The organism is Dyella sp. 05T440, from assembly GCF_056395965.1.
Map to the genome: position 1 here is coordinate 203,277 of NZ_JBFTKN010000005.1, position 20,514 is coordinate 223,790.

The window sequence follows — 20,514 nt, forward strand, 5'->3', positions numbered from 1 at the left end:
GGCATCACATATCGTGCTTGCTCACCTCAAACTGCCGCCGCTTGTATTCGGTCCACCGGGTGCGCGAACCCTCGCGCTCGGCCGGATCGGCGGCCACCACTTCCAGCACGCGGTCGTAGCGGCCCGGCGCACACTCTTCGCGCAGATTGATCAGCATCGGGCGATCGGGCGTATCGATGCCGGGCGGCACGATCAGCACCGCCGTCGTGTGGTCGTCATCGTCACCGGCGATCTGATGCGTGATGAAGCCGTCCGGATCGAACTCCCACAGCAACTCGTCGATCGCTTCGGCTTGCGCAAAGTCGCGCGCCAGCACCAGGGTGGGCTGCTGGGCGGCGTGCGCACGCTTGGCCAGCTCGCACACGAGCAGCAGGGGCTGCTCGCGAAAGCGCGGCTTGTCGATCAGGTAGAAATCGGCGCGAGGCATAGCGGGAGCCTTTCAAATTTCGTCATTCCGGCGCAGGCCGGAATCCAGTGACGTCGGTATTCGATTGTCGCGATATGCTCAGTGCATTCAAGCGCACCGGCGACAGCCGACCAATACGGCTGCTGGATTCCGGCCTGCGCCGGAATGACGGCAGTGATGGTTTACGCGGCGCGGTCAATCAGCCACTGCACCAGCAGCGACACCGGGCGGCCAGTGGCCAGGCCCTTGCGGCCTTCGTCCCACGCGGTGCCGGCGATGTCCAGGTGCGCCCAGCGCTGGCCCTCGGTGAAGCGCGCCAGGAAGCAGCCTGCGGTGATCGCGCCCGCGTTCTTGCCGCCGATGTTGGCGACGTCGGCAAAGCCCGATTCCAGCTGCACCTGGTAGTCGTCCCACAGCGGCAGGCGCCATGCGCGATCGAGCGTGGTTTCGCCGGCGGCGATCAGCTCGGCGGCGAGGTCGTCATGCTTGCTCATCAGGCCGCTGGCGTGCTTGCCCAGCGCGATGACGCAGGCGCCGGTCAGCGTGGCGGCGTCGATCATCACCTTGGGCTGGAAGGTCTGCGCGGTATAGGTCAGCGCATCGCACAGGATCAGGCGGCCTTCGGCATCGGTATTGAGCACTTCGATGGTGAGGCCCGAGAGGCTCGTGAGCACGTCGCTGGGACGGTAGCTGTCGCCGTCGGGCATGTTTTCCACCGCCGGCACCACGCACACCAGGTTCACCGGCACGCCGAGCTTCACTGCCGCAACGAAGCTACCGAGCACGCCGGCGGCGCCGCCCATGTCGAACTTCATTTCTTCCATGCCCGGGCCGGGCTTCAGACTGATGCCGCCGGTGTCGAAGGTGATGCCCTTGCCGACGAAGGCGTACGGCTTGTCGCCTTCCACGCCGCCCTTGTATTCGAGGATGACGAGCTTGGGCTTGTTGGCCGAGCCGCGGGCCACGGCCAGCAGCGAGCCGAAGCGCAGCTCTTCCATCTTCTCGTGATCGAGCACCGTGCAGCTCACCTTGTCGTGCTGCGCGGCGAACTGTTCGGCCTGCGCGGCGATATAGGCGGGGTTGCAGATATTGGGCGGCAGGTTGGCCAGCTCACGGGCGAAGCGCACGCCTTCGGCGATGGCCGAGGCCTGGGCCAGACCCGTCTTGGCATCGTCGGCGCCGGCAAAGGTGATGGCGGTCAGTTCGGGCTGCGCGGACTTCTCGCGCGGCTTGAAGGTGGCGGTATAGCGGTAGGCGGCGTAGTCGGCGGCCAGGGCGGCCACGCGCACGCGCCAGGAGGCATCGTGACCGGGCACGTCCACCTCGGTGAGGTAGGACACCGCGCTGTCCAGCGGCAGGCGGCCCAGGGCGCGCGCGGCTTCGATATTTATCTTCTGATAGCGTGCACCGTCGAAGGTCTTCTGCGTTCCCAGACCCACCACCAGCACGCGCTTGGCTGCCACGCCCTCGGGCGCGAACAGCACGGCCGTGGTGCCGGCCTTGCCGTTGATGTCCCCGCTCTCGACCTGGCGCTTGATCGCGCCGTGCGCAGCGGTGTCCACGCGGGCGGCGGCACTGGTGAGCAAACCGTTCTCATAGACGCCGACCACTACGCAGGGGGTTTCGACGGATTCGGGAGCGGCGGAGCCAAGGCTGAACTGGAGAGTCATGGAGAAGTCCTACGGAAAGGTCCGGAAAGGCCCGGACAGGCTAGACTTGGGGATTGCCGCGCCCGGGGCGGGCCGGCGCCAAGCCCTTCATCTTATCGCATGTCGAGAAACTGTCCCTCCAACCCGTACACTGCGCAGTCGTTTCTCCTCCCGTGCGACGCGCGCGGGTTCGACCCTGCCTGAGGACCGGTTCTGAGCATCCTCGATCGTTATTTCCTGCGTGAGCTGGCACAAACCGTGGCCGCGACCGCCATCGTGCTGCTGGCCGTCATGGCCGGCACTTCGTTTGCGCACGTCCTGCAGCAGGTGGCGAACGGCAGCTTCCCGGCCAGCGTGATGTTCCAGGTGCTGGGCCTGAACATGCTCGATGGCCTGTCGACCCTGCTGCCGCTGGCGGCCTTCCTGGGCATCCTCAACGGCCTGGGCCGCATGTACCGCGAGAGCGAGATGCATGTGCTCGCGTCCTCCGGCATGGGGCCCGACGGCTTGCTCCGCCCGGTGTCCATCCTCGCCGTGATCCTGGCCATCCTGGTCGGCATCGTGGCGTTGTGGCTGGGCCCCTGGGCCGCGCGCACCTCCGACCAGCTGGTGGCTGCCGCCAACCGCTCGGTGATCGCCGCGGGCCTGGACGCCGGCCGCTTCACCCCGCTGCCGGGCAAGGGCGGCATCATCTTCGTCGATGAGCTGAGCCGCGACGGCAGCACGCTGGGCAACACCTTCATTGCCACCGAGCGCATGGGCCACGACAACGTGCCGCACCTCAAGCTGGTCACCGGCAAACACGGCCAGCTGTATCAGGAAACCGACGGCAGCGGCCGCTTCCTCGCCTTGTGGAACGGCTTCCAGTACGACATCCCGCTGGGCGCGGACAACTGGCGCAAGATGAAATACGAGCGCAATGACGCCTCGCTGGACAGCATCCAGTCCGATGAGGACGCCGAAGATCCCGCGCACTCGATGACGCTGGCGCAGTTGCTGCGCACCGACAACCCGGACACGCGCGCCGAATTCGCGTGGCGCAGCATTGCGCCGGCGATGACCCTGGTGCTGCTGGCGCTGGCCTTGCCGCTGTCGCGCCAGAGTCCGCGCGAGCCGCGCTTCGGGCGCATGTTCCTGGCCATCCTCACGTTCTACTTCTACTACCTGCTGCTGGCGATCTGTCGCGGCCAGATCATCAAGGGCCACTGGCACCACTCGTTCCCGATGTGGATGGTGACCCTGATCGTGTTTGCCGTGGCGGCCCGCATGTTCCAGAACCAATACTCGCCGCGTAAACCGCGCAAGGCAGGTGCCTGATGGCTGCACTGCGCATTCGTCGCGTCGACTGGCTGGTCGGCACCACCGTCCTTGGCGCCATGCTCACCGTATGGCTGGTGATCACCGGCCTCGATGCGGTGTTCCAGTTCCTGCGCCAGCTCGGCAACGTGGGCAAGAACGGCTACACGGTGACCAACGCGGTGGTCTACGTGCTGGTCACGTTCCCGCGTCGTCTGTATGAAATGTTCGGCAACGCGGCGTTGATCGGCGGCTTGCTTGGCCTGGGTGGCCTGGCCGCCACCAACGAGCTCACCGCATTGCGCGCCTGTGGCCTGTCCAAGCTGCGCATTGCCGCGTCGGCCGTGGGCGTGGTGGCCATCCTCGTGGTTGGCGTGGTGATCCTTGGCGAGACTGCGGCGCCCTGGGGCGACCAGCAGGCGCAAGCGATGCAGTTGCGCCTGAAATCCAACAACGTCGGCCTGGGCGGTGAATCCGGCCTGTGGGCGCGCGATGGCGATCGCGTCATCAATGCCAAGGGATGGATGGCCAAACACACCGCGACGCACAGCACCGTGCAGCTGCATGACGTGCGCGTTTTCACGCTCACGCCCGACGGCCAGGTGAAGCGCTTCGACTGGGCGCAGACGGCTGAACACGACGGCCACCAGTGGGTGATGAGCAAGGTGCGCAGCACCACCCTGGACGATGCCGGGACGCATTCCACCACCGCCGATAGCCAGACCTGGGATTCCAAGCTCAATCCGCAGGTGCTGGAGCAGTCGGTGATCCAGCCGCAATACCTGCCGATGCGCGACCTGCGCCGCAATATCACCTACCTCGAGCAGAACGGCCAGAATCCCGGCGTGTATGCCTCCGCGTTCTGGACGCGCGCACTGTATCCGCTCAACGTGCTGGTGCTGGTCTTGCTGGCCATGCCGTTCTCGTTCGGCACCTTGCGTTCCGGTGGCCTGGGCAAGCGCATGTTCATCGGCATGCTGCTCGCCATTGGCTGGTACTTCCTGCAGAAGGCGATGGTGAACTTCGGCACCGTCTATGGCGTGCCGCCGCTGGTGGCCAATGTGCTGCCCGCCTTGATCCTGGCGGTGATTGCCTGGGTGTACTTCCGAAAACACGGCTGACGTGGCGCCGCCCGGCACGGGTGGCAGATCCCGTCGTGTCTTGGCCATCGCCATCACGCATGGCTAGGCGTTGGCGACAGTGGAATCGTCCGGTGCATCCGGCGCGAACTGGCCTTCCTGGGCGAGGCGGGCGAATAGTCCGCCTTTGGCGATGAGCTCTGCAAAGCGCCCCTGTTCCACCAGCCGACCCTGGTCCAGCACCAGGATCAGATCGGCGTTGCGTACGGTCGACAGGCGGTGCGCGATCACGAACGTCGTGCGGCCGACGGTCAGCCGATCCAGCGCCCGCTGGATGCGCGCCTCGGTAGCGTTGTCGAGCGCGCTGGTGGCTTCGTCGAGGATCAGGATCGGCGCGTCCTTCAACATCGCACGGGCGATCGCCAGGCGCTGGCGTTCGCCGCCCGAGAGGGAGCGCCCGCGCTCGGCGACCAGCGTTTCCAGGCCGGCGGGCTTGCGTGCGATGAACGCCGCTGCTTCGGCTGCCGCAACGGCGGCGTCGATCTGGCCAGGCTCCGCTTCGGGATTACCCACGCGCAGATTGTCCAGGATCGAGCGATAGAACATGCCGGCATCCTGAAACACCACGCCGATGTTCTGTCGCAGCGATTCCAGCGTGACTTCGCGGACATCGTGGCCATCGACCGTCACGCGCCCGGCACTGGGGTCGTAAGCGCGATACAGCAGGCTCAGCGCCGTGCTCTTGCCGGCGCCGGTGGGGCCGACCAGGGCGATGGTGCTGCCCGGCCGTGCGCGGAAGTTCAGCTCATGCAGGGCCGGCTGCACCGGGTCGTAGCCAAAACTGACCTGCTCGAATACCACTTCGCCACGCACGCGGGGCAGGGCGATGGCCCCCGGGCGATCGGCGATCTCGGACTGGCGGTCAAGCACGGTGAAGAAATCGCGCAGCGACTGCGATTGGAAGAACAGGTTCGACAGGAAGGTGGCGAATTGCTCCAGCCTGCCGATCAGCAGCATGGAGAAACCCACGAAACTGACGATGCCGCCCACGCTGATCTCGCCACGCGAGTGCAGCGCTGCGCCCACCGCAAAAATCGCCACGATGGTGAGCGTGCTCGCCGCACGATTGAGCACCGAAAGTATCGCCCAGCCGCGCAGCACCGGATATTGCGCATTGAGCGTGCGCGTCATCAGCTCGTGCAGTGCGCGCGATTCGGCGGCCAGTCGCGTGAAACTCTGCACCACCGTCACGTTGCCGAATACATCGCCGGCGCGCGTCGCGATCTCGTGGTGCAATTCCTCCACTTCGCCTTGTGCCTTGTGCGTGCGCTGCACGGCGACGGCGTTGAAAATCGAGAAACACAGCAGTAGCGCAATCATCAGCAGTGCCAGCTTCCAGTTGATCCACAGTGCCACGGGCACCATCACGAAGATCGACAACAACGTAGCCAGATGCTCGCGGAAGAAACTCAGCCAGAGATTGAACAGGTTGCTGACGCCAACGTTCATGATGCGTGACAGCCGGCCCGTGTGATACTCGCCGTGGAACGACATCGGCATGGCCGCGGCATGTTCGAAAAACAATGCGATCGCGGCGAGGCGTCGGCGATGCGCGAGCCGGTCCGCATGCAGCGACACCCACACATTGGCCAGCACGCCGGCAAAGCCCACGCCGGCCCATAGCGCGATCAGGCGAGGCGCATCGCCGGCATGCGTGCTGCCCAGCGCGTCTACCACGCGGCCAAACAGCACCGGTTCGAGGAAAAACACACCGGCCAGCGCCAGGTTGGCCAGCGCCAACGTGATTGCCAGCTTCTTTTCGGGAGCCAGCAGAGCAATCACCCGAAGATACAGACGCAGGAACGACATGCCGTCGCCTCGATCGGCTCGCGTCCCCGCCGCATGCGGAGACCCGATGACAAGGCTAGCCCAAGCCGCTGTGGCCCGTCAGGCCCGCCGCCTTTGATTCTGCCAAAGCGAGCGTTCAAACTCGGGGTCTGATCCAGCTACCGGAAGTCCATCGTGGAACTCATCGACCTGCGCAGCGATACCGTCACCCGTCCCACCCCGGCCATGCGTGCGGCCATGCTGGAAGCCGCCGTGGGCGACGACGTCTACGGCGAAGATCCCACGGTGAACGCCTTGCAGCAGCGGCTTGCGGCGGATCTCGGCTTTGAGGCGGCGCTGTTCGTGCCGACCGGTACGCAATCGAACCTCATCGCGCTGATGTCGCATTGCGAGCGCGGCGATGAGTACCTGGTCGGTGCCGATGCGCATACCTACAAATTCGAAGGCGGCGGCGCCGCCGTGCTTGGCTCGATACAGCCGCAACCGATTCCGCACGACGTGGATGGCATCCTGCCGTTGGACAAGCTCGCCGCGGCGATCAAGCCGGTCGATCCGCATTTCGCGCGCACGCGGCTGCTCGCGCTGGAAAACACCTGGCATGGGCGTGCCCTGCCGCTGGGCTACCTGAAAGCGGCACGCGATTTCGCGCGCGAACGCGGGTTGGGGTTTCATCTGGATGGTGCCCGCTTGTTCAATGCCGCCGTCGCCAGTGGCGTGCCGGCTCGCGAGATTGCCGGTCTGTTCGACAGTGTGTCGGTCTGCTTGTCGAAGGGCCTGGGTGCGCCGGTGGGTTCGGTGCTGGTCGGCTCGGCGGCGCTGATCGACAAGGCGCGGCGGTGGAAGAAGGTGACCGGTGGCGGCTGGCGTCAGGCTGGCATGCTGGCTGCTGCTGCGCAGTACGCGCTGGATCACCATGTGGAGCGTCTCGCCGAGGATCACGCTCGCGCGGTGATGTTGGCGGCGGGGCTGGGTGACCTTCCTGGCGTGAAGCTGCTGGGGCAGCACACCAATATGGTGTTTATCGATGTACCTGCCGATCGCCTGCGGGAATTGGACGTCCATTTGCGGCAGGCGGGTATCCGCATCAGCATCGGCTACCTGCCGACGCTGAGGTTGGTGACGCATCTGGATATCGATGATGAGGGTGTGGCGCGGACGGTGGCGGCGTTCCGGCAGTTTTTTGCGTGATGCTGCGAGTGCCGGCGATCTTCTCCCTCTCCCCTGCGGGGGGAGGGTTGGGGTGAGGGGCGGGTGCTCGCGGGAACGTTTCTACTTTGTCATTCCGGCGTAGGCTGGGATGCTGCGACTTTGCGCTGGATTGTCGTGATACCGCGACCTGGCTCGCCTGCCGCGGGCTTCCGACCTCCTGCCGGAGGCCGGGTCACTTTTCTTTGCTTGCCCACGCACGCGCTTCGAGCGCGTGCGAACGGCGAAGCCGGCCCGAAGGGCGGAGGGCAGGATGCCCGGAGTAAAGCAAAGTAACCAAAAGAAAGGGCCCCCCGGATGACGCGCCTTCCGGGCCTTTGGCCCTCCAGGTGCGCGTGCGGGTTGCGGGGTTTTTCGACAGGACATCCGTGTCCTGTCGAAAAACTGGCCGCATCCCTGCGGCCACCCTTCGGGCTTTCCTCCACCCGCCCGCCGCGTCATACGGGGACCCCGAAGGGCGAGAGCCTGATCAAGAGCCTGATCAAGAGCCCAACGCTCGGCGCTGCGGGGCCGGTCGGTCTTTTGTAGGAGCGCACTTGTGCGCGACCAACCGGAGCGATGCATCGCGGCGCCGCGGTCGCGCACAAGTGCGCTCCTACAAGGGATCGCGCTGGCCTGTGGATGGCGGATCAATGCTGCCGCTCAGTTCTTTGTGGGAGCGCACCCTGTGCGCGACAAACCTACGGAGCGGTACACCGCGGCGCGGCTGTCGCGCACAGGGTGCGCTCCCACAGGCACGCAGAGCCCTCTCCCAGAACGGGAGAGGGGCATAAAGCAGGCTTAGGCAGCCCGCTTATCAAACTTGCGAATGAAATCCCGCACCTGCGGATACACCGTCTGGCGCCAGCGCCGCCCACTGAAAATGCCATAGTGGCCGGCGCCGTCGACCACGCGATGTTCGCGTCGGTCAGCTGGGATCCCGCTGCACAGATCATGCGCAGCTTCGGTCTGGCCAAGGCCGGCGATGTCGTCCAGCTCGCCTTCGACGGTGAACAGCGCGGTCTTGGTGATGGCTGCAGGCTTCACGCGTTCGCCGGAGACATCCCAGAGCCCGCGCGGCAGCAGGAACTGCTGGAACACGGTGGCGATGGTGTCGAGGTAATACTCGGCCGGCATGTCGAGCACGGCGTTGTATTCGTCGTAGAACTTGCGGTGCGCCTCGGCGTCATCCTGATCGCCGCGACGCAGGTTCTCGTAGAAATCCCAGTGCGAGTTCAGGTGACGGCCCGGATTCATCGCGATGAATCCGGCGTGCTGCAGGAAGCCGGGGTAAACCTCGCGGCCGGTGCCCGGATAGTTCGGCGGCACGGTGTGGATGAGGTTGCCGCGGAACCAGCTGAGCGGTCGCGTGGTGGCGAGATTGTTGACGCCGGTCGGATTGCTGCGCGGCTCGATCGGGCCGCCCATCATGGTCATGCTGAGCGGGGTGGCTTCGCCGCGCGCCGCCATCAGGGACACCGCGGCAAGCACCGGCACGGTCGGCTGGCACACGGAGATGACGTGCACGCGCTCGGCGCCGATATGGCGGATGAATTCCTCGATGTACGCCACGTAGTCGTCCAGATGGAACGGCCCCGCGCTGGTCGGCACCATGCGCGCGTCGACCCAGTCGGTGATGTACACCTTGTGGTCCTGCAGCAGGGTTTTCACCGTATCGCGCAGCAGCGTGGCGTGGTGTCCGGAGAGCGGCGCCACGACCAGCACGGTCGGGTCGTTCTTCAACTTCTCGATGGTCTCCGGATCGTCGCTGAAGCGCTTGAAGCGCTTGAGCTGGCAGAACGGCTTGTCCAGCATCACGCGCTCGATCACGGCAATTTCCTGGCCGTGCGCCGTCACCTGCGGGATGTTGAACGCGGGCTTCTCGTATTCCTTGCCCAGACGGTGCAACAGCTCGTAGCCGGCGGCCATGCGTGGCGCTCCGGGGAAATGCGAGAACGGGCTGGTGATGTCGCTCAGCAGCTTGGCGCTGGCTTCGGCGTAGTGGCTCAGCGGGCCAAGGAAAGCGCGCTGCCACTCATGGATCTGATAAAGCATCGGGGTGGAACCGGGAAGCGTCAGAGAGAACCATCTTACCCGGTTTTGGCGCAGTCGTGCTGCGCCGCCGCATTGTCTCAATCCTGCTGAATCAGGTGCTTAGGCGCGGCGACAAAGCAGCAGCAATTCGTCCACGCCGTCGCTGTCGGCCATGCCGCGCTGCCAGCGCAGCGGCTTCTGCAGGCGCAGGCCCAGCGGCATGATCACGCGGTTGTACCACCACAGCGCGCGCTCGCGCTGGTGGGTGAGATACCACTGGCCCAGGCCGAGCAAGGTCTTGGAGGTGGGCTGCATGCCGTAGATGGCGCTCTGTTCGATAGTCCATCCATTGGACTCGAGCTTGCGCAGAATCTGGGCGGGCTCGTAGCGGCGGTAGTGGCCGACGAACTCGTCGAACTCGGTCCAGGCCGCTTCGTGCAGTGGCACGGAGAGCAGCATGCGGGCATCGGGTGCTGCAACGCGGGAAAGCTCGCGCAGCGCCTTGTCGTCGTCCAGCACGTGCTCAAGGATGTCGAGCGCACAGACCAGATCGAAGCTGGCGTCGGCACAGGGCAGGGCGCTGATGTTGGCGCGCGCGGCACTGGCGCCGTGCGAGCGAAGTTCACCCAGGGCGGCCGTGCTGATGTCGACGAAGTAGGTGCCATCGATCGGCAGCCGCGGCCGCAGACCGGGCGCCACTTCCAAGCGGCGCGGCAGCGCCATGGCCAGTTCGCGCACCATCGGCCAGGTATTGAAGCGGCTGGGATCGACCAGTCGCGATCCTGACCACAGCGAGTCGTAGAACGCCTGATTGATGCGTTTAAGCTCGGTGGCGTCGCGACGGGGTAAGGCAAGCGAGGGCATATAACAGTGTTGCCCGAATCCACCTCACTTTCATGTGAAGCTTTCCTTACTTGCGCAAAACCGTGCGCGCGATCACATCATGGAGCGCTCGTCGACGCGGATCGAAAATAGATACGCCAAACCAGACGATCCATGCGGCGGCCATCGCCCACAGTGCCGCCCTGGTGCCGATCCACGGCGCCAGTACCAGCAAGCCCATCGGCGCTGCCGCCACGAGCAATCGCACGAGCGCCTGGGTGAACGTGATGCCAAATCCTTGCTCGTTGCTGACGCGAATGCGCCAGGGGCGCATGCCCAGCGTGCGTCCGCCGCGCAACCACGATGCGATGAAATAGGCCGATACCAGCAGCGCCTGCAGCGGCTGATACCACCATGCGATGTGCGCGTGCCCGTCGGTGCTGATCAGGTTGCCGCCGGTGACGCGCTGGCACACGTAACCGACCACCATCACGATCGCCACCACGGCCAGCAGGTCGTAGAGCAGGGCGAACAGGCGGCGCCATAGCGGGCAATAGATATCGGTGGCGGTGCTGGAAGTCATCGAAACGGCAGCCTGCGTAGGGAACGCTTGCACGTGGCGAGGCGGGCAGCCAGCATCGCGTCCATGCAGCAAGAAGAACCCAGTATCGCCGAAGCCGACCGTCGCAGCATCGATGCTTTCATCGAGCGCGTGTGGTCCGAAGATGGATTGTCCGACCGCACGCTGGAGGCTTACCGCAGCGATCTCGAAAGTCTCGCGCGCTGGCTGGGCTCGCAGGGGCAGAGCCTGCGCAGCGCGCAGCGTCAGCACTTGTCCGCCTATCACGGCAGCCAGCCGGTGGCGGTGCGTTCGCTGGCGCGTCGGCAGTCGGCGTTTCGTCGCTACTACGCCCATGTCGCGCGCACCGAACCGGGTTTCGACGATCCCACGCTGTTGATCGAGCGTCCCAAGATGCCGCGCAGCCTGCCCAAGGCCTTGGCCGAGCGCGAGATCGAGGGCCTGCTGGATGCGCCGGATCTTGGCACGACCCTGGGTCTGCGCGATCGCGCGATGCTGGAACTGATGTATGCCTCGGGCTTGCGCGTGTCCGAACTGGTGCAGTTGCCGCTGGCTTCGCTCAACCTGCGCCAAGGCGTCGTGCGGGTCACCGGCAAGGGCGGCAAGGATCGCCTGGTGCCGATCGGTGAGGTGGCGGCCGAGCGCATCGAGGCTTATCTCGCTGCGGCACGCCCGTCGCTCGCGCGCGGCCGCCAGCCGGTGGCGCTGTTTCTAAGCAACCGCGGCGAGGGCATGACGCGGCAGATGTTCTGGACGCTGGTGAAGCGCTACGCCGTGCAGGTAGGCATCGTCTCAAAGCGCATTTCGCCGCATGTGCTGCGGCATTCCTTCGCCACCCACCTGCTCAACCACGGCGCCGACCTGCGCGCGCTGCAGATGCTGTTGGGCCATAGCGCGCTGAGCACCACGCAGATCTATACGCTGGTCGCCAAGGAAGGTCTCAAGCGGCTGCACGCCCAGCACCATCCGCGCGGCTGACCGGGGCCGCGGCTGTGCCAAACGGCCCGCATCCGCGTTCAGGCGCCTGTGCGAGAATGGCTTTCCCCCACGTTTCCCCCACGGGGAAATGCATGTCCACGAGGTCTGCGATGTTCAAGAAATGGTTGCTGGCGCTGTGCGTCGGCGGATTGGCACTCAATGCCTGCGCCGCGCCGGACGGCACAACGGGTGCGACTGGTGTGGCCACCGCTGCGCCCGCCGCTGTGGCCACCGGGTCGGAAGCCGCCATTCGCCGTGCCGTGCAAGGCCTGGTGCCCAACGCGAGCATCGACTCGATCCGTCCGGCGCCGATGCAGGGCTTTTACCAGGTCATCGCCTCGGGCCATCTGGTCTATGTGTCCAGCGACGGCAAGTACATGCTCAATGGCGACCTGATCGACCTGGGCAGGAAAAAGAACATCACCGAGGATGGCTGGGCCGAGTTCCGCAAGGCCGAGCTGGCCAAGGTGCCCGAGGCCGACCGCATCGTGTTCGCGCCGGCCAATCCGCGTTATCGCGTCACCGTGTTCACCGACGTCAACTGCGCGTACTGCCGTCAGTTGCACGAACACATGGCCGATTTCAACAAGGCCGGGATCGCGGTGGAGTACATCGCCTGGCCGCGCGAAGGCGTCATCAACGAGGCAGGCCGTACCACGCCCACCTATAACGAGATGGTGTCGGTGTGGTGCGCCAGCGACCGCAAGGCCGCGTTCACCTCGGCCAAGCAAGGCAAGGCGCCCAAGGCCACCAACTGTCCGAACCCGGTGAAAGACGAGTTCGAGCTGGGCGTGAAGCTCGGCGTGTCCGGCACGCCCACCATCATTGCGGCCGATGGCTCGATGGTCGGCGGCTATGTGACGCCCGAGCAGCTGCTGCAGGCGCTTAAGACCGGCGGCTGATGTCGGGCGACCGATGCGGCTTTGTGCCCCTGGCATGCGGCAATTGGCCGTAGATTCATTAAGTTAGACTGACTGGGCGGCGTTGGAGTGCCAGCGTCGCCCGAACGGTCGCGATGCTGCGTCGCGGCAGTGTTGATGCGCGATGAGGTACAATCGGCGTTTTCGCCTACCTCCTGTCCCCGCATGATCGCACTCGACGGGCAGAGCGCCCTCTCCCCTTTTCGCCTTGAACGTCTGAACGCACGCCTGGAAGCCATTCACCGTGGCACGCGTGTGCAGGCGTCGTGGTTTATTTATTTCATCGACGCCGACCGCGAGCCGGAGGGCGAGCAGCATCGCCGCCTGCTGGAAGTGCTCGAAGCCAAAGAAGGCAAGCCCGAACACGCCTCGCTATGGGTGGTTCCGCGCCTGGGCACGATTTCGCCCTGGTCCAGCAAGGCCACCGATATCCTGCATGGCGCCGGCTTTGACGTGCGCCGCGTCGAGCGCGGCGTCGCCTGGCAGGTCGCCAGTCTGCCGGCCATTGGCAGCGCGCAGTACGACGCCGTCGTTGCCGTTCTGCATGACGCGATGACGCAGTCGGTGCTTACCGATCTGAGCCAGGCGCACAGCTTGTTCCTCGGTGGCCAGCCCGGTCCGGTGGTCTACATCGAGCTGGGCAGCGAGCCCAAGGCCGCGCTGGACATGGCCAACCGGGAACTGGGCCTGGCGCTGGCCGACGACGAGATCGAATACCTGGTCGCGCGCTACGCCGAACTGGGTCGCAACCCGACCGACGCCGAACTCTTCATGTTTGCGCAGGCCAATTCCGAGCACTGCCGCCACAAGGTGTTCAACGCCAGCTGGACGCTCGACGGCGAGGCTCAGGACAAGAGCCTGTTCGGCATGATCAAGAACACCCACCAGCATTCGCCGGCTCATACGTTGTCTGCCTATAAGGACAACGCAGCCGTGATCGAAGGCTCCGAAGGCAAGCGCTTTTTCACCGATCAGGACGGTGTGTGGCGTTCGCATCCGGAGCGCATCGATTATGCGATCAAGGTCGAAACGCACAACCATCCCACGGCCATCGCGCCGTGGCCGGGTGCGGCCACCGGCGCCGGCGGCGAAATCCGCGATGAAGGCGCCACCGGCCGTGGCGCCAAGCCCAAGGCCGGCCTGACCGGTTTCTCCGTGTCCGACCTGCGCATTCCTGGCCTGCCGCGACCGTGGGAAGTGGATCGCCCGCTGCCGCCGCATATGGCGACCGCCTTCGAAATCATGCGCGACGGCCCGCTGGGCGCCGCTGCATTCAACAACGAATTCGGCCGTCCGGCGCTGGGCGGTTACTTCCGTACGTACGAGCACGAGACCGGTGAAGCGGGCGTGCGCCGTGGCTACGACAAGCCGATCATGATCGCCGGCGGTCTGGCCAATATCCGTGCCGACCATGTGCAGAAGCGCGACGTGCAACCGGGCAACAAAGTGATCGTGCTCGGTGGCCCGGCCATGTTGATCGGCCTGGGCGGTGGCGCTGCCTCGTCGGTGGCCTCGGGCACGTCGAGCAAGGAGCTGGATTTCGCTTCCGTGCAGCGCGACAACGCCGAGATGGAGCGTCGCGCGCAGCAGGTGATCGACAGCTGCTGGGCGCGCGGCGACAAGAACCCCATCGTCAGCGTGCACGACGTAGGCGCAGGCGGTCTTTCGAACGCCATTCCCGAGTTGCTCAACGACGCGGGCGTGGGCGGTCGCATCGACCTGTCCAAGATTCCGTGCGATGACCCTTCGCTGTCGCCGATGCAGGTGTGGAGCAACGAATCGCAAGAGCGCTATGTGCTCGCGATCGGGCCCGAGGATCTCGCCGAATTCGAGGCCTACTGCAAGCGCGAGCGTTGCCCGTATGCGGTGGTTGGCGATGCCACGGCCGAGCGACGCCTGGTGGTGCACGATCCGCGAACCGACACGCTGGTGATCGACCTGCCGATGGATGTGCTGTTCGGCAAGCCGCCGCGCATGCATCGCGATGCCAAGCGTCTGAAGCCGCGCGTCGATCTCTTGCCTGATCTGGCCGGCATCAGCATGGACGAAGCGCTGATGCGCGTGCTGCGCCTGCCCACCGTGGGCAGCAAGAGCTTCCTCATCACCATTGGCGACCGTACCGTCGGCGGCCTCAATGTGCGCGATCCGATGGTCGGTCCGTGGCAGGTGCCGGTGGCCGATTGCGCCGTGACCGTCACCGATTTCGACAGCTACACCGGTGAAGCGATGGCGATGGCCGAGCGCGCACCCGTCGCGTTGCTGAGCAGCCCGGACGCCGCCCGCCTCGCCGTGGGCGAAGCCATCACCAATCTTGCCGCCGCACCGATCGCCTCGCTGGGCGAAATCCGCCTTTCGGCCAACTGGCAGGCGGCGGTGAATTTCCCCGGCGAAGATGCGGCACTGTTCGACGCGGTGAAGGCCGTGGGCATGGAATTGTGCCCGGAGCTCGACATCTCGATCCCGGTCGGCAAGGACTCGCTGTCCATGCAGACGATCTGGAAGGATGGCGACACCATGCAGTCGACGGTGTCGCCTGTGTCGCTCGTCATCACCGGCTTCGCGCGCGTCACCGACGTGCGCCGCACGCTCACGCCGCAGCTGCGCCTGGACCGCGGCGATTCCGAACTCTGGCTGCTCGACCTTGGCGCCTGCCGCGATCGCCTCGGCGGTTCCGCGCTGACCCAGGTGTTCAACCGCGGCGGCGGCGTGCCGCCGGACCTGGATGATGCCAAGCGCCTGAAGTCGTTGTTCGACCTGGTGCAGGAAGCGAACGCCAACGGCCTGTTGCTGGCCTATCACGACCGTTCCGACGGCGGCGTCATCGTGACCTTGCTGGAAATGGCGTTCGCCGGTCACTGCGGCCTGGAAATTCAGCTGGACGGCTGGGCGGAAGCGACGCTGCGCGCGCTGTTCAACGAAGAACTTGGCGCGGTGATGCAGGTGGCCTCGGCCAATCGCGAAGCCTTCGAGGCGCTGCTGGTCAAGCATGGCCTGACCAGCATGGCGTACCGCATTGGACGTCCGAAGGAAAAGCTCGGCATCAAGCTGTTCCACAACGGCGACACCATGTTCAAGTGGAACTGGCGCACGCTGTTCGAAGCGTGGAACGAAACCAGCTACGCCATGCAGCGCCTGCGCGACAACCCGGCGTCGGCCGATGCAGAAAACGCCTGGCGCCTGGACGACTCCGACCCGGGTATCCATCCGAAGCTGAGCTTCGAGCCGGCCGACGACATCGCCGCACCGTACATCGCCAAGGGCGCACGCCCGCGCGTGGCGGTGCTGCGCGAGCAGGGCGTCAATGGCCAGGTCGAAATGGCGGCTGCGTTCACGCGTGCCGGCTTCGATGCGGTGGACGTCCATATGTCCGATCTGGCCAGCGGTCGCATCAAGCTGGCCGACTTCCGCGGCTTTGCGGCATGCGGCGGTTTCTCCTATGGCGACGTGCTGGGTGCGGGTCGCGGCTGGGCCACCTCCATCCTCTACAACGAATACCTGCGCGCGGAATTCAGCACGTTCTTTGCCGACACTTCGCGTTTTGCGCTGGGCGTCTGCAACGGCTGCCAGATGATGGGCCAGCTCAAGGACATCATCCCCGGCGCGCAGCACTGGCCGAAGTTCCTGCGCAATGCGTCGGAGCAGTACGAGGCCCGTCTGGCCACGGTGGAAGTGCTCGATTCGCCGAGCATCTTCTTCAAGGGCATGGCCGGTTCGCGCATCCCGGTGGCGGTGGCGCACGGCGAAGGCCGCGTGAGCTTCCCGTACAGCTGCAGCCCGTCCAAGGCCGGCGCGGCGCTGCGTTATGTGGACAACCGCGGCAAGCCCACCGAAGACTATCCGCTGAACCCGAACGGTTCGCCGGGCGGTCTCACCGGTTTCACCGCCGCGGAGGGACGCGTGACGATCATGATGCCGCATCCGGAGCGCGTGTTCCGCAGCGTGCTGATGAGCTGGCATCCGGAAAAGTGGGGCGAGGATTCGCCGTGGATGCGCATGTTCCGCAACGCACGGGTGTGGTGCGGCTGATGCGTTCGAGCCGCGTCAGGCCTGTGTTGAAGGCCTGACGTGGCCGCCGTCGCGCGCTGGTTGTTGAGAGTAGTTCCGGGGCTCGCCTGGGCGGGCGTGATGGCGCTGTTGCCCTGGTGGCTAGGCTTGCCGCTGCTGTTGTTGTCGGTACTGGGTGCGGTGTGGTTCGACCGACGCGTCGCGCGCTACGCCGAGCTCTGCCGACGCGCCTTGCGCTGGGGCTTGCCTGGCCTCCTGTTCGCGGTACAGCGAGCCTTGGGCGGTGATCTGCTGGCCTGGGGCGCGGCCTTGCTGGGCGCCCTGGTCGGCTTCTCGCTGGTGGTGTTAATGGAGTCGCTGCTCGACCATCGCGTGCAAGGCACGCCGGCGGCGAAGGCATCGCCGGAGTGGAGCGAGCTGGCGATGGCGCCGGTCGGTCCGCCCGCGCACATCATCGAACTGACCCGGGCTCACTGGCAGGTCGCGACTGCTGAATTCGTCGACGCGACTGGCGCTGCGCGCTTCGAGGCGATCGACGATGGGCGAGGGCGTTACGTGTTCGCCCAGGGCCAGGTGATCGACAAGGCGAGTCCGCGCTACTGCAGTAGTCCTGGCGGCCGCTGGTTTGTGGCCAATCTGCCGGGCGGCCGCGGCGAGATACTGTGGGACCGGCAAAGCCGGCACATGCATCGGCTGAGCGGGTGGCAACTGAGCGGCTGGGACGGCGAGCAGCCTTGGCTGGCCGCGGGCAGCGATGCGGCGCCGGCTCCCCTGCATGAAGTGCTGGGGCAGCTGCCGCGACCGTAGTCAAGGCGTTTCATCGGACGGCCCGTCTCGACATACACTTCACAGTTCTCCCCGGGTAGACGCGCCCACAGCGATCTGCGTGAACCCTTGGAACACTTTCAGTCACTCAATCTAGCCCCGGACAACGCATACTTGTGACTGTGACTACCGACGCACCTTCTTCCTTGTCCTCCGTGTTGCCGGTCAGTGTGATCGTGGTGGCCGCCGACAGTGGTCCCAGCCTGCGCGACTGCGTGCGGCGCGTGCTGGCGTGCGAGCTGCCGCTGGAATTGGTGCTGGTGGACAACGCCTCCTCCGACGGCATTCCGCAGGCGATTGCGCGCGCGCACGAGAGCGATACGCGGCTGCGCGTGGTCTACAACCACGCCAACCTGGGTTTCGGCCCGGCAGTAAACCGCGGCGCGGCGCAGTCGCACGGCAAGTCGCTGCTGGTGCTCAATCCCGATTGCCTGATCGACAACGAGACGCTGCAGCGTCTGCTCGACCTGCTGGCCTCGCATCCGCGTGCGGGCGTGATCGGCGCGGTGGTGTGCGATGAAAGCGGTACGCCCGATCCGGCGTCTTATCGTCGCGATCCGTTGCTGCGTCGCGCGTTGAATACGCTGTTCCATCGCGCGGGCGAAGGCATCAATATCGAAGGCCCCATGCCGGACAGCCTGGTCGAGGCCGAGGCGGTGTCGGGCGCGTTGATGCTGATGCCGCGGCGCGTGTTCAACTATCTCGCCGGTTTCGACGAAGCCTATTTCCTGCATTGCGAAGACCTGGACCTGTGCCGCCGCGTGCGCGACGCCGGTTATCACGTGATGCTGGCGGGCGATGTGCACGTGCTGCACGGCAAAGGCAGTTCGAGCCGTCATCGGCCGGTGTTCGTGAGCAGGCACAAGCATCGCGGCATGTGGCGCTGGTTCCGCAAGTTCGATCCGGATTCGCGCAAGCCGTGGATCGCCGGCGTGGTGTGGCTCGGCATCTGGACGCACTTTTTGCTGCAGATTCCCGGGCAGCTGTGGCGACTGGCGCGGCGCAAGCGATCGCAGGACGCCGCGTGACGGCGCGCGAGTCGCGAACCGCGACCTGGGCTACGCTGGGCCTGGTGTCAGTCACCGCCATCTGGGGTTCCACCTTTTTCCTGATCAAGGACCTGGTGGCACGCATGCCCGTGGCCGATTTCCTGGCCGTGCGCTTTCTCATCGCAGCCCTGGCCATGGCTGCGTTGTTTCATCGCCCGCTGCTGCGGCTGAGTCGGCGCGAGTGGTGGCAGGGCAGTGCGCTGGGTGCGATCTACGGCATTGCGCAGCTATTGCAGACCTCCGGGCTGGAACATACGTCGGCGAGCATCAGCGGCTTCGTCACCGGCATGTACGTCGTGTTCACGCCCTTGCTCGGCACGGTGCTGCTGCGCCAGCGGCTGCCGTCGGTCACCTGGATTGCCGTGCTGCTTTCCGTCGGTGGTCTTGGCCTGCTTGCGTTGCACGGTTTGAGCGTCGGTTACGGCGTGTGGCTCACGCTCGCCTCAGCGGCGTTGTATGGCCTGCACATCGTCGGACTGGGAACCTGGTCGCGTCCCGGCAGCGCATTCGCCTTGTCGACGGTGCAGATGATGGTGATTGCAGCGATCTGCCTGCTGGCTACGGTGCCTTCCGGTCCCTCGCTCCCGCCCGATCTCGGCGCCTGGGCGGCCGTCGTGTATATGGCGCTGGCGGCCGGCGCGGGCGCTATGCTGGTGCAGACCTGGGCGCAGGCCCATCTCTCGCCGACGCGCGCGGCCATCGTGATGACGCTGGAGCCGGTGTTTGCGGCGGGCTTCGCGGTCAGCTTCGGCCATGACGCGCTGACCTGGCGCATGCTCGCCGGCGGTGCGCTGGTGCTGGCGGCGATGTATCTGGTGGAGCTGGCGCCGCGCAGCAGTGCGGTGCAGGCGGAAGGGCTGCACCACGAGGTGTGAGCGCCCTCCGTTCTGTGGGAGCGCACCCTGTGCGCGACTGCGGCGCCGGGACGTTATCGCTTCGTAGGTTTGTCGCGCACAGGGTGCGCTCTCACAGGTGTCGCCCTTTCAGTCTTTGCGCTTGGCCGGATGCGGCTGCAACGCAAGACGTACCAGATAGATCACGATGGCGATGTTGGCGATCAGTGCACCCAGCTTGAGCCAGCCAAACTTGTGGATCGTCTCGTACAACTCCAGCGGAATCAGCGAGCCGGTGGCAATCACCGTGAACCATTCCGCCCAGTGCTTGCGCAGCCACAGTCCGGTGCCTTCGGTGGCGAAGATGGCGGCATAAGCGAGCGCCACCAGGCCGATCGCGACGAACTTGCTCGGTCCCAGCGATTGCAGCACCTCCACGAGGCGCCAGCGCAGGCCGTTGCTGTCGGTCAGCGACAGGTGCTCCAGCCAGTGCACCAGCTTTTCGAAGTTCTGCTCGCGGTCCAGGTGGAAGGCGAAAATCGCCACCAGGATCAGGCACACCGTCTTCACGCCCTTGTAGATGGCGATGATGCGCAGGCCGAGGCTGTGTTGGGCCTCGATCTCCGACGAAGGCTGCAGGCGGGAGTGGTGGTGTTTGGTCATCGGGAGTCGTGCAGTGGCGAGCGGCCATGATCTGTGCGGGATGATGAAGGCTAGGGTATCGGATGCCCAGCCCCGTTCAGAGACGAGAAAGGCCATGCCCGGCAGGGCACGGCCTTTGGGATGCTCCGACCGGTCTCAGCCTAGCAGCAGCGTCCGCCGGTTCCCTTGTAGCGGGCAATTTGCCGCTCCCTGAAAAACTCCTTGTAGCTGGGCACGGCGCGATCCGGGTGGTGTTCGCGCAGGTGCTTCACGTACACGTCGTAGTCGGGAACGCCACAGCAGAGGCGGGCGGTTTGCACCGCCCACTTCCTGATCGCCTGCAAGTCCATTTTCATGATGGCA

General features: G+C 65.6%; 17 protein-coding genes. 9 read left to right on the forward strand and 8 right to left on the reverse strand.

The features are described from left to right. Positions 1–4 precede the first annotated feature (4 nt). Both AC1DE1_RS07820 and AC1DE1_RS07825 read right to left on the reverse strand, forming a co-directional pair. On the reverse strand, positions 5–427 hold the full coding sequence (locus tag AC1DE1_RS07820; RefSeq protein ID WP_477175289.1) for a DNA polymerase III subunit chi: 423 nt from the start codon (positions 425–427) through the stop codon (positions 5–7). 161 nt (positions 428–588) lie between these two features. Further along, the gene (locus AC1DE1_RS07825; protein ID WP_477175290.1) at positions 589–2,076 is read right to left on the reverse strand and encodes a leucyl aminopeptidase; all 1,488 of its coding nucleotides are present in this window, start codon (positions 2,074–2,076) and stop codon (positions 589–591) included. A 198-nt stretch (positions 2,077–2,274) separates the two neighbouring features. Between AC1DE1_RS07825 and lptF the strand changes: the two genes are divergently transcribed. After that, on the forward strand, positions 2,275–3,372 hold the full coding sequence (gene lptF / locus AC1DE1_RS07830) for an LPS export ABC transporter permease LptF (protein WP_477164168.1): 1,098 nt from the start codon (positions 2,275–2,277) through the stop codon (positions 3,370–3,372). Further along, positions 3,372–4,472: an LPS export ABC transporter permease LptG gene (gene lptG, locus AC1DE1_RS07835; RefSeq protein ID WP_046972693.1), complete on the forward strand. Its 1,101-nt coding sequence runs from the start codon at positions 3,372–3,374 to the stop codon at positions 4,470–4,472. The genes lptF and lptG overlap by 1 nt, the downstream gene beginning before the upstream one ends. Before the next feature lie 63 nt (positions 4,473–4,535). On the opposite strand, the gene AC1DE1_RS07840 is transcribed toward lptG, so the two are convergent. Next, positions 4,536–6,299, reverse strand: a complete 1,764-nt coding sequence (locus AC1DE1_RS07840; RefSeq protein ID WP_477175291.1) for a glucan ABC transporter ATP-binding protein/ permease — start codon at positions 6,297–6,299, stop codon at positions 4,536–4,538. A gap of 153 nt (positions 6,300–6,452) precedes the next feature. Here AC1DE1_RS07840 and ltaE point away from each other — a divergent pair, with 153 nt between their 5' ends. Then, positions 6,453–7,466: a low-specificity L-threonine aldolase gene (gene ltaE / locus AC1DE1_RS07845; protein WP_477175292.1), complete on the forward strand. Its 1,014-nt coding sequence runs from the start codon at positions 6,453–6,455 to the stop codon at positions 7,464–7,466. A gap of 798 nt (positions 7,467–8,264) precedes the next feature. On the opposite strand, the gene AC1DE1_RS07850 is transcribed toward ltaE, so the two are convergent. From AC1DE1_RS07850 to AC1DE1_RS07860, 3 genes are all read right to left on the reverse strand, one after another. Then, a complete protein-coding gene (locus AC1DE1_RS07850; protein ID WP_477175293.1) occupies positions 8,265–9,518 on the reverse strand; it encodes a polyhydroxyalkanoate depolymerase in 1,254 nt (417 codons plus the stop codon). A gap of 99 nt (positions 9,519–9,617) precedes the next feature. After that, the gene (locus AC1DE1_RS07855) at positions 9,618–10,361 is read right to left on the reverse strand and encodes a class I SAM-dependent methyltransferase (protein WP_477175294.1); all 744 of its coding nucleotides are present in this window, start codon (positions 10,359–10,361) and stop codon (positions 9,618–9,620) included. A 46-nt stretch (positions 10,362–10,407) separates the two neighbouring features. Then, entirely contained in the window at positions 10,408–10,902 is a 495-nt protein-coding gene (locus AC1DE1_RS07860) for an RDD family protein (protein ID WP_441605621.1), read from the reverse strand. A gap of 63 nt (positions 10,903–10,965) precedes the next feature. Between AC1DE1_RS07860 and xerD the strand changes: the two genes are divergently transcribed. The 6 genes from xerD (at position 10,966) to AC1DE1_RS07890 (ending at position 19,551) form a co-directional block, all read left to right on the forward strand. Next, a complete protein-coding gene (xerD, locus tag AC1DE1_RS07865; protein WP_477175295.1) occupies positions 10,966–11,877 on the forward strand; it encodes a site-specific tyrosine recombinase XerD in 912 nt (303 codons plus the stop codon). Positions 11,878–11,987: 110 nt separating this feature from the next. Continuing rightward, on the forward strand, positions 11,988–12,779 hold the full coding sequence (locus tag AC1DE1_RS07870) for a DsbC family protein (RefSeq protein WP_477175474.1): 792 nt from the start codon (positions 11,988–11,990) through the stop codon (positions 12,777–12,779). 183 nt (positions 12,780–12,962) lie between these two features. Next, positions 12,963–16,823, forward strand: coding sequence for a phosphoribosylformylglycinamidine synthase (gene purL, locus AC1DE1_RS07875; protein ID WP_477179045.1), 3,861 nt, complete (start codon positions 12,963–12,965; stop codon positions 16,821–16,823). A 39-nt stretch (positions 16,824–16,862) separates the two neighbouring features. Further along, positions 16,863–17,609, forward strand: a complete 747-nt coding sequence (locus tag AC1DE1_RS07880; protein WP_477175297.1) for a hypothetical protein — start codon at positions 16,863–16,865, stop codon at positions 17,607–17,609. A gap of 140 nt (positions 17,610–17,749) precedes the next feature. Then, positions 17,750–18,655: a glycosyltransferase family 2 protein gene (locus tag AC1DE1_RS07885; RefSeq protein ID WP_477175475.1), complete on the forward strand. Its 906-nt coding sequence runs from the start codon at positions 17,750–17,752 to the stop codon at positions 18,653–18,655. Continuing rightward, entirely contained in the window at positions 18,652–19,551 is a 900-nt protein-coding gene (locus AC1DE1_RS07890; RefSeq protein ID WP_477175298.1) for a DMT family transporter, read from the forward strand. Before AC1DE1_RS07885 ends, AC1DE1_RS07890 begins: the two co-directional genes overlap by 4 nt. Before the next feature lie 108 nt (positions 19,552–19,659). On the opposite strand, the gene AC1DE1_RS07895 is transcribed toward AC1DE1_RS07890, so the two are convergent. Both AC1DE1_RS07895 and AC1DE1_RS07900 read right to left on the reverse strand, forming a co-directional pair. Beyond that, positions 19,660–20,172 carry a DUF2127 domain-containing protein gene (locus AC1DE1_RS07895; protein ID WP_477175299.1) on the reverse strand — a complete coding sequence of 171 codons (513 nt, stop codon included), beginning with the start codon at positions 20,170–20,172 and terminating at the stop codon, positions 19,660–19,662. Between the two features lie 140 nt (positions 20,173–20,312). Continuing rightward, on the reverse strand, positions 20,313–20,507 hold the full coding sequence (locus AC1DE1_RS07900; RefSeq protein WP_477163234.1) for a YbdD/YjiX family protein: 195 nt from the start codon (positions 20,505–20,507) through the stop codon (positions 20,313–20,315). Between the last annotated feature and the right edge of the window lie 7 nt (positions 20,508–20,514).

Excerpts from the sequence above, each read along its gene's own strand:
- AC1DE1_RS07820 (WP_477175289.1), bottom strand. The coding sequence starts at position 427 with ATGCCTCGCGCCGATTTCTACCTGATCGACAAGCCGCGCTTTCGCGAG.
- AC1DE1_RS07825 (WP_477175290.1), bottom strand. The coding sequence starts at position 2,076 with ATGACTCTCCAGTTCAGCCTTGGCTCCGCCGCTCCCGAATCCGTCGAA.
- lptG (WP_046972693.1), top strand. The coding sequence starts at position 3,372 with ATGGCTGCACTGCGCATTCGTCGCGTCGACTGGCTGGTCGGCACCACC.
- AC1DE1_RS07840 (WP_477175291.1), bottom strand. The coding sequence starts at position 6,299 with ATGTCGTTCCTGCGTCTGTATCTTCGGGTGATTGCTCTGCTGGCTCCC.
- AC1DE1_RS07850 (WP_477175293.1), bottom strand. The coding sequence starts at position 9,518 with ATGCTTTATCAGATCCATGAGTGGCAGCGCGCTTTCCTTGGCCCGCTG.
- AC1DE1_RS07855 (WP_477175294.1), bottom strand. The coding sequence starts at position 10,361 with ATGCCCTCGCTTGCCTTACCCCGTCGCGACGCCACCGAGCTTAAACGC.
- AC1DE1_RS07860 (WP_441605621.1), bottom strand. The coding sequence starts at position 10,902 with ATGACTTCCAGCACCGCCACCGATATCTATTGCCCGCTATGGCGCCGC.
- xerD (WP_477175295.1), top strand. The coding sequence starts at position 10,966 with ATGCAGCAAGAAGAACCCAGTATCGCCGAAGCCGACCGTCGCAGCATC.
- AC1DE1_RS07870 (WP_477175474.1), top strand. The coding sequence starts at position 11,988 with ATGTTCAAGAAATGGTTGCTGGCGCTGTGCGTCGGCGGATTGGCACTC.
- purL (WP_477179045.1), top strand. The coding sequence starts at position 12,963 with ATGATCGCACTCGACGGGCAGAGCGCCCTCTCCCCTTTTCGCCTTGAA.
- AC1DE1_RS07895 (WP_477175299.1), bottom strand. The coding sequence starts at position 20,172 with ATGACCAAACACCACCACTCCCGCCTGCAGCCTTCGTCGGAGATCGAG.
- AC1DE1_RS07900 (WP_477163234.1), bottom strand. The coding sequence starts at position 20,507 with ATGAAAATGGACTTGCAGGCGATCAGGAAGTGGGCGGTGCAAACCGCC.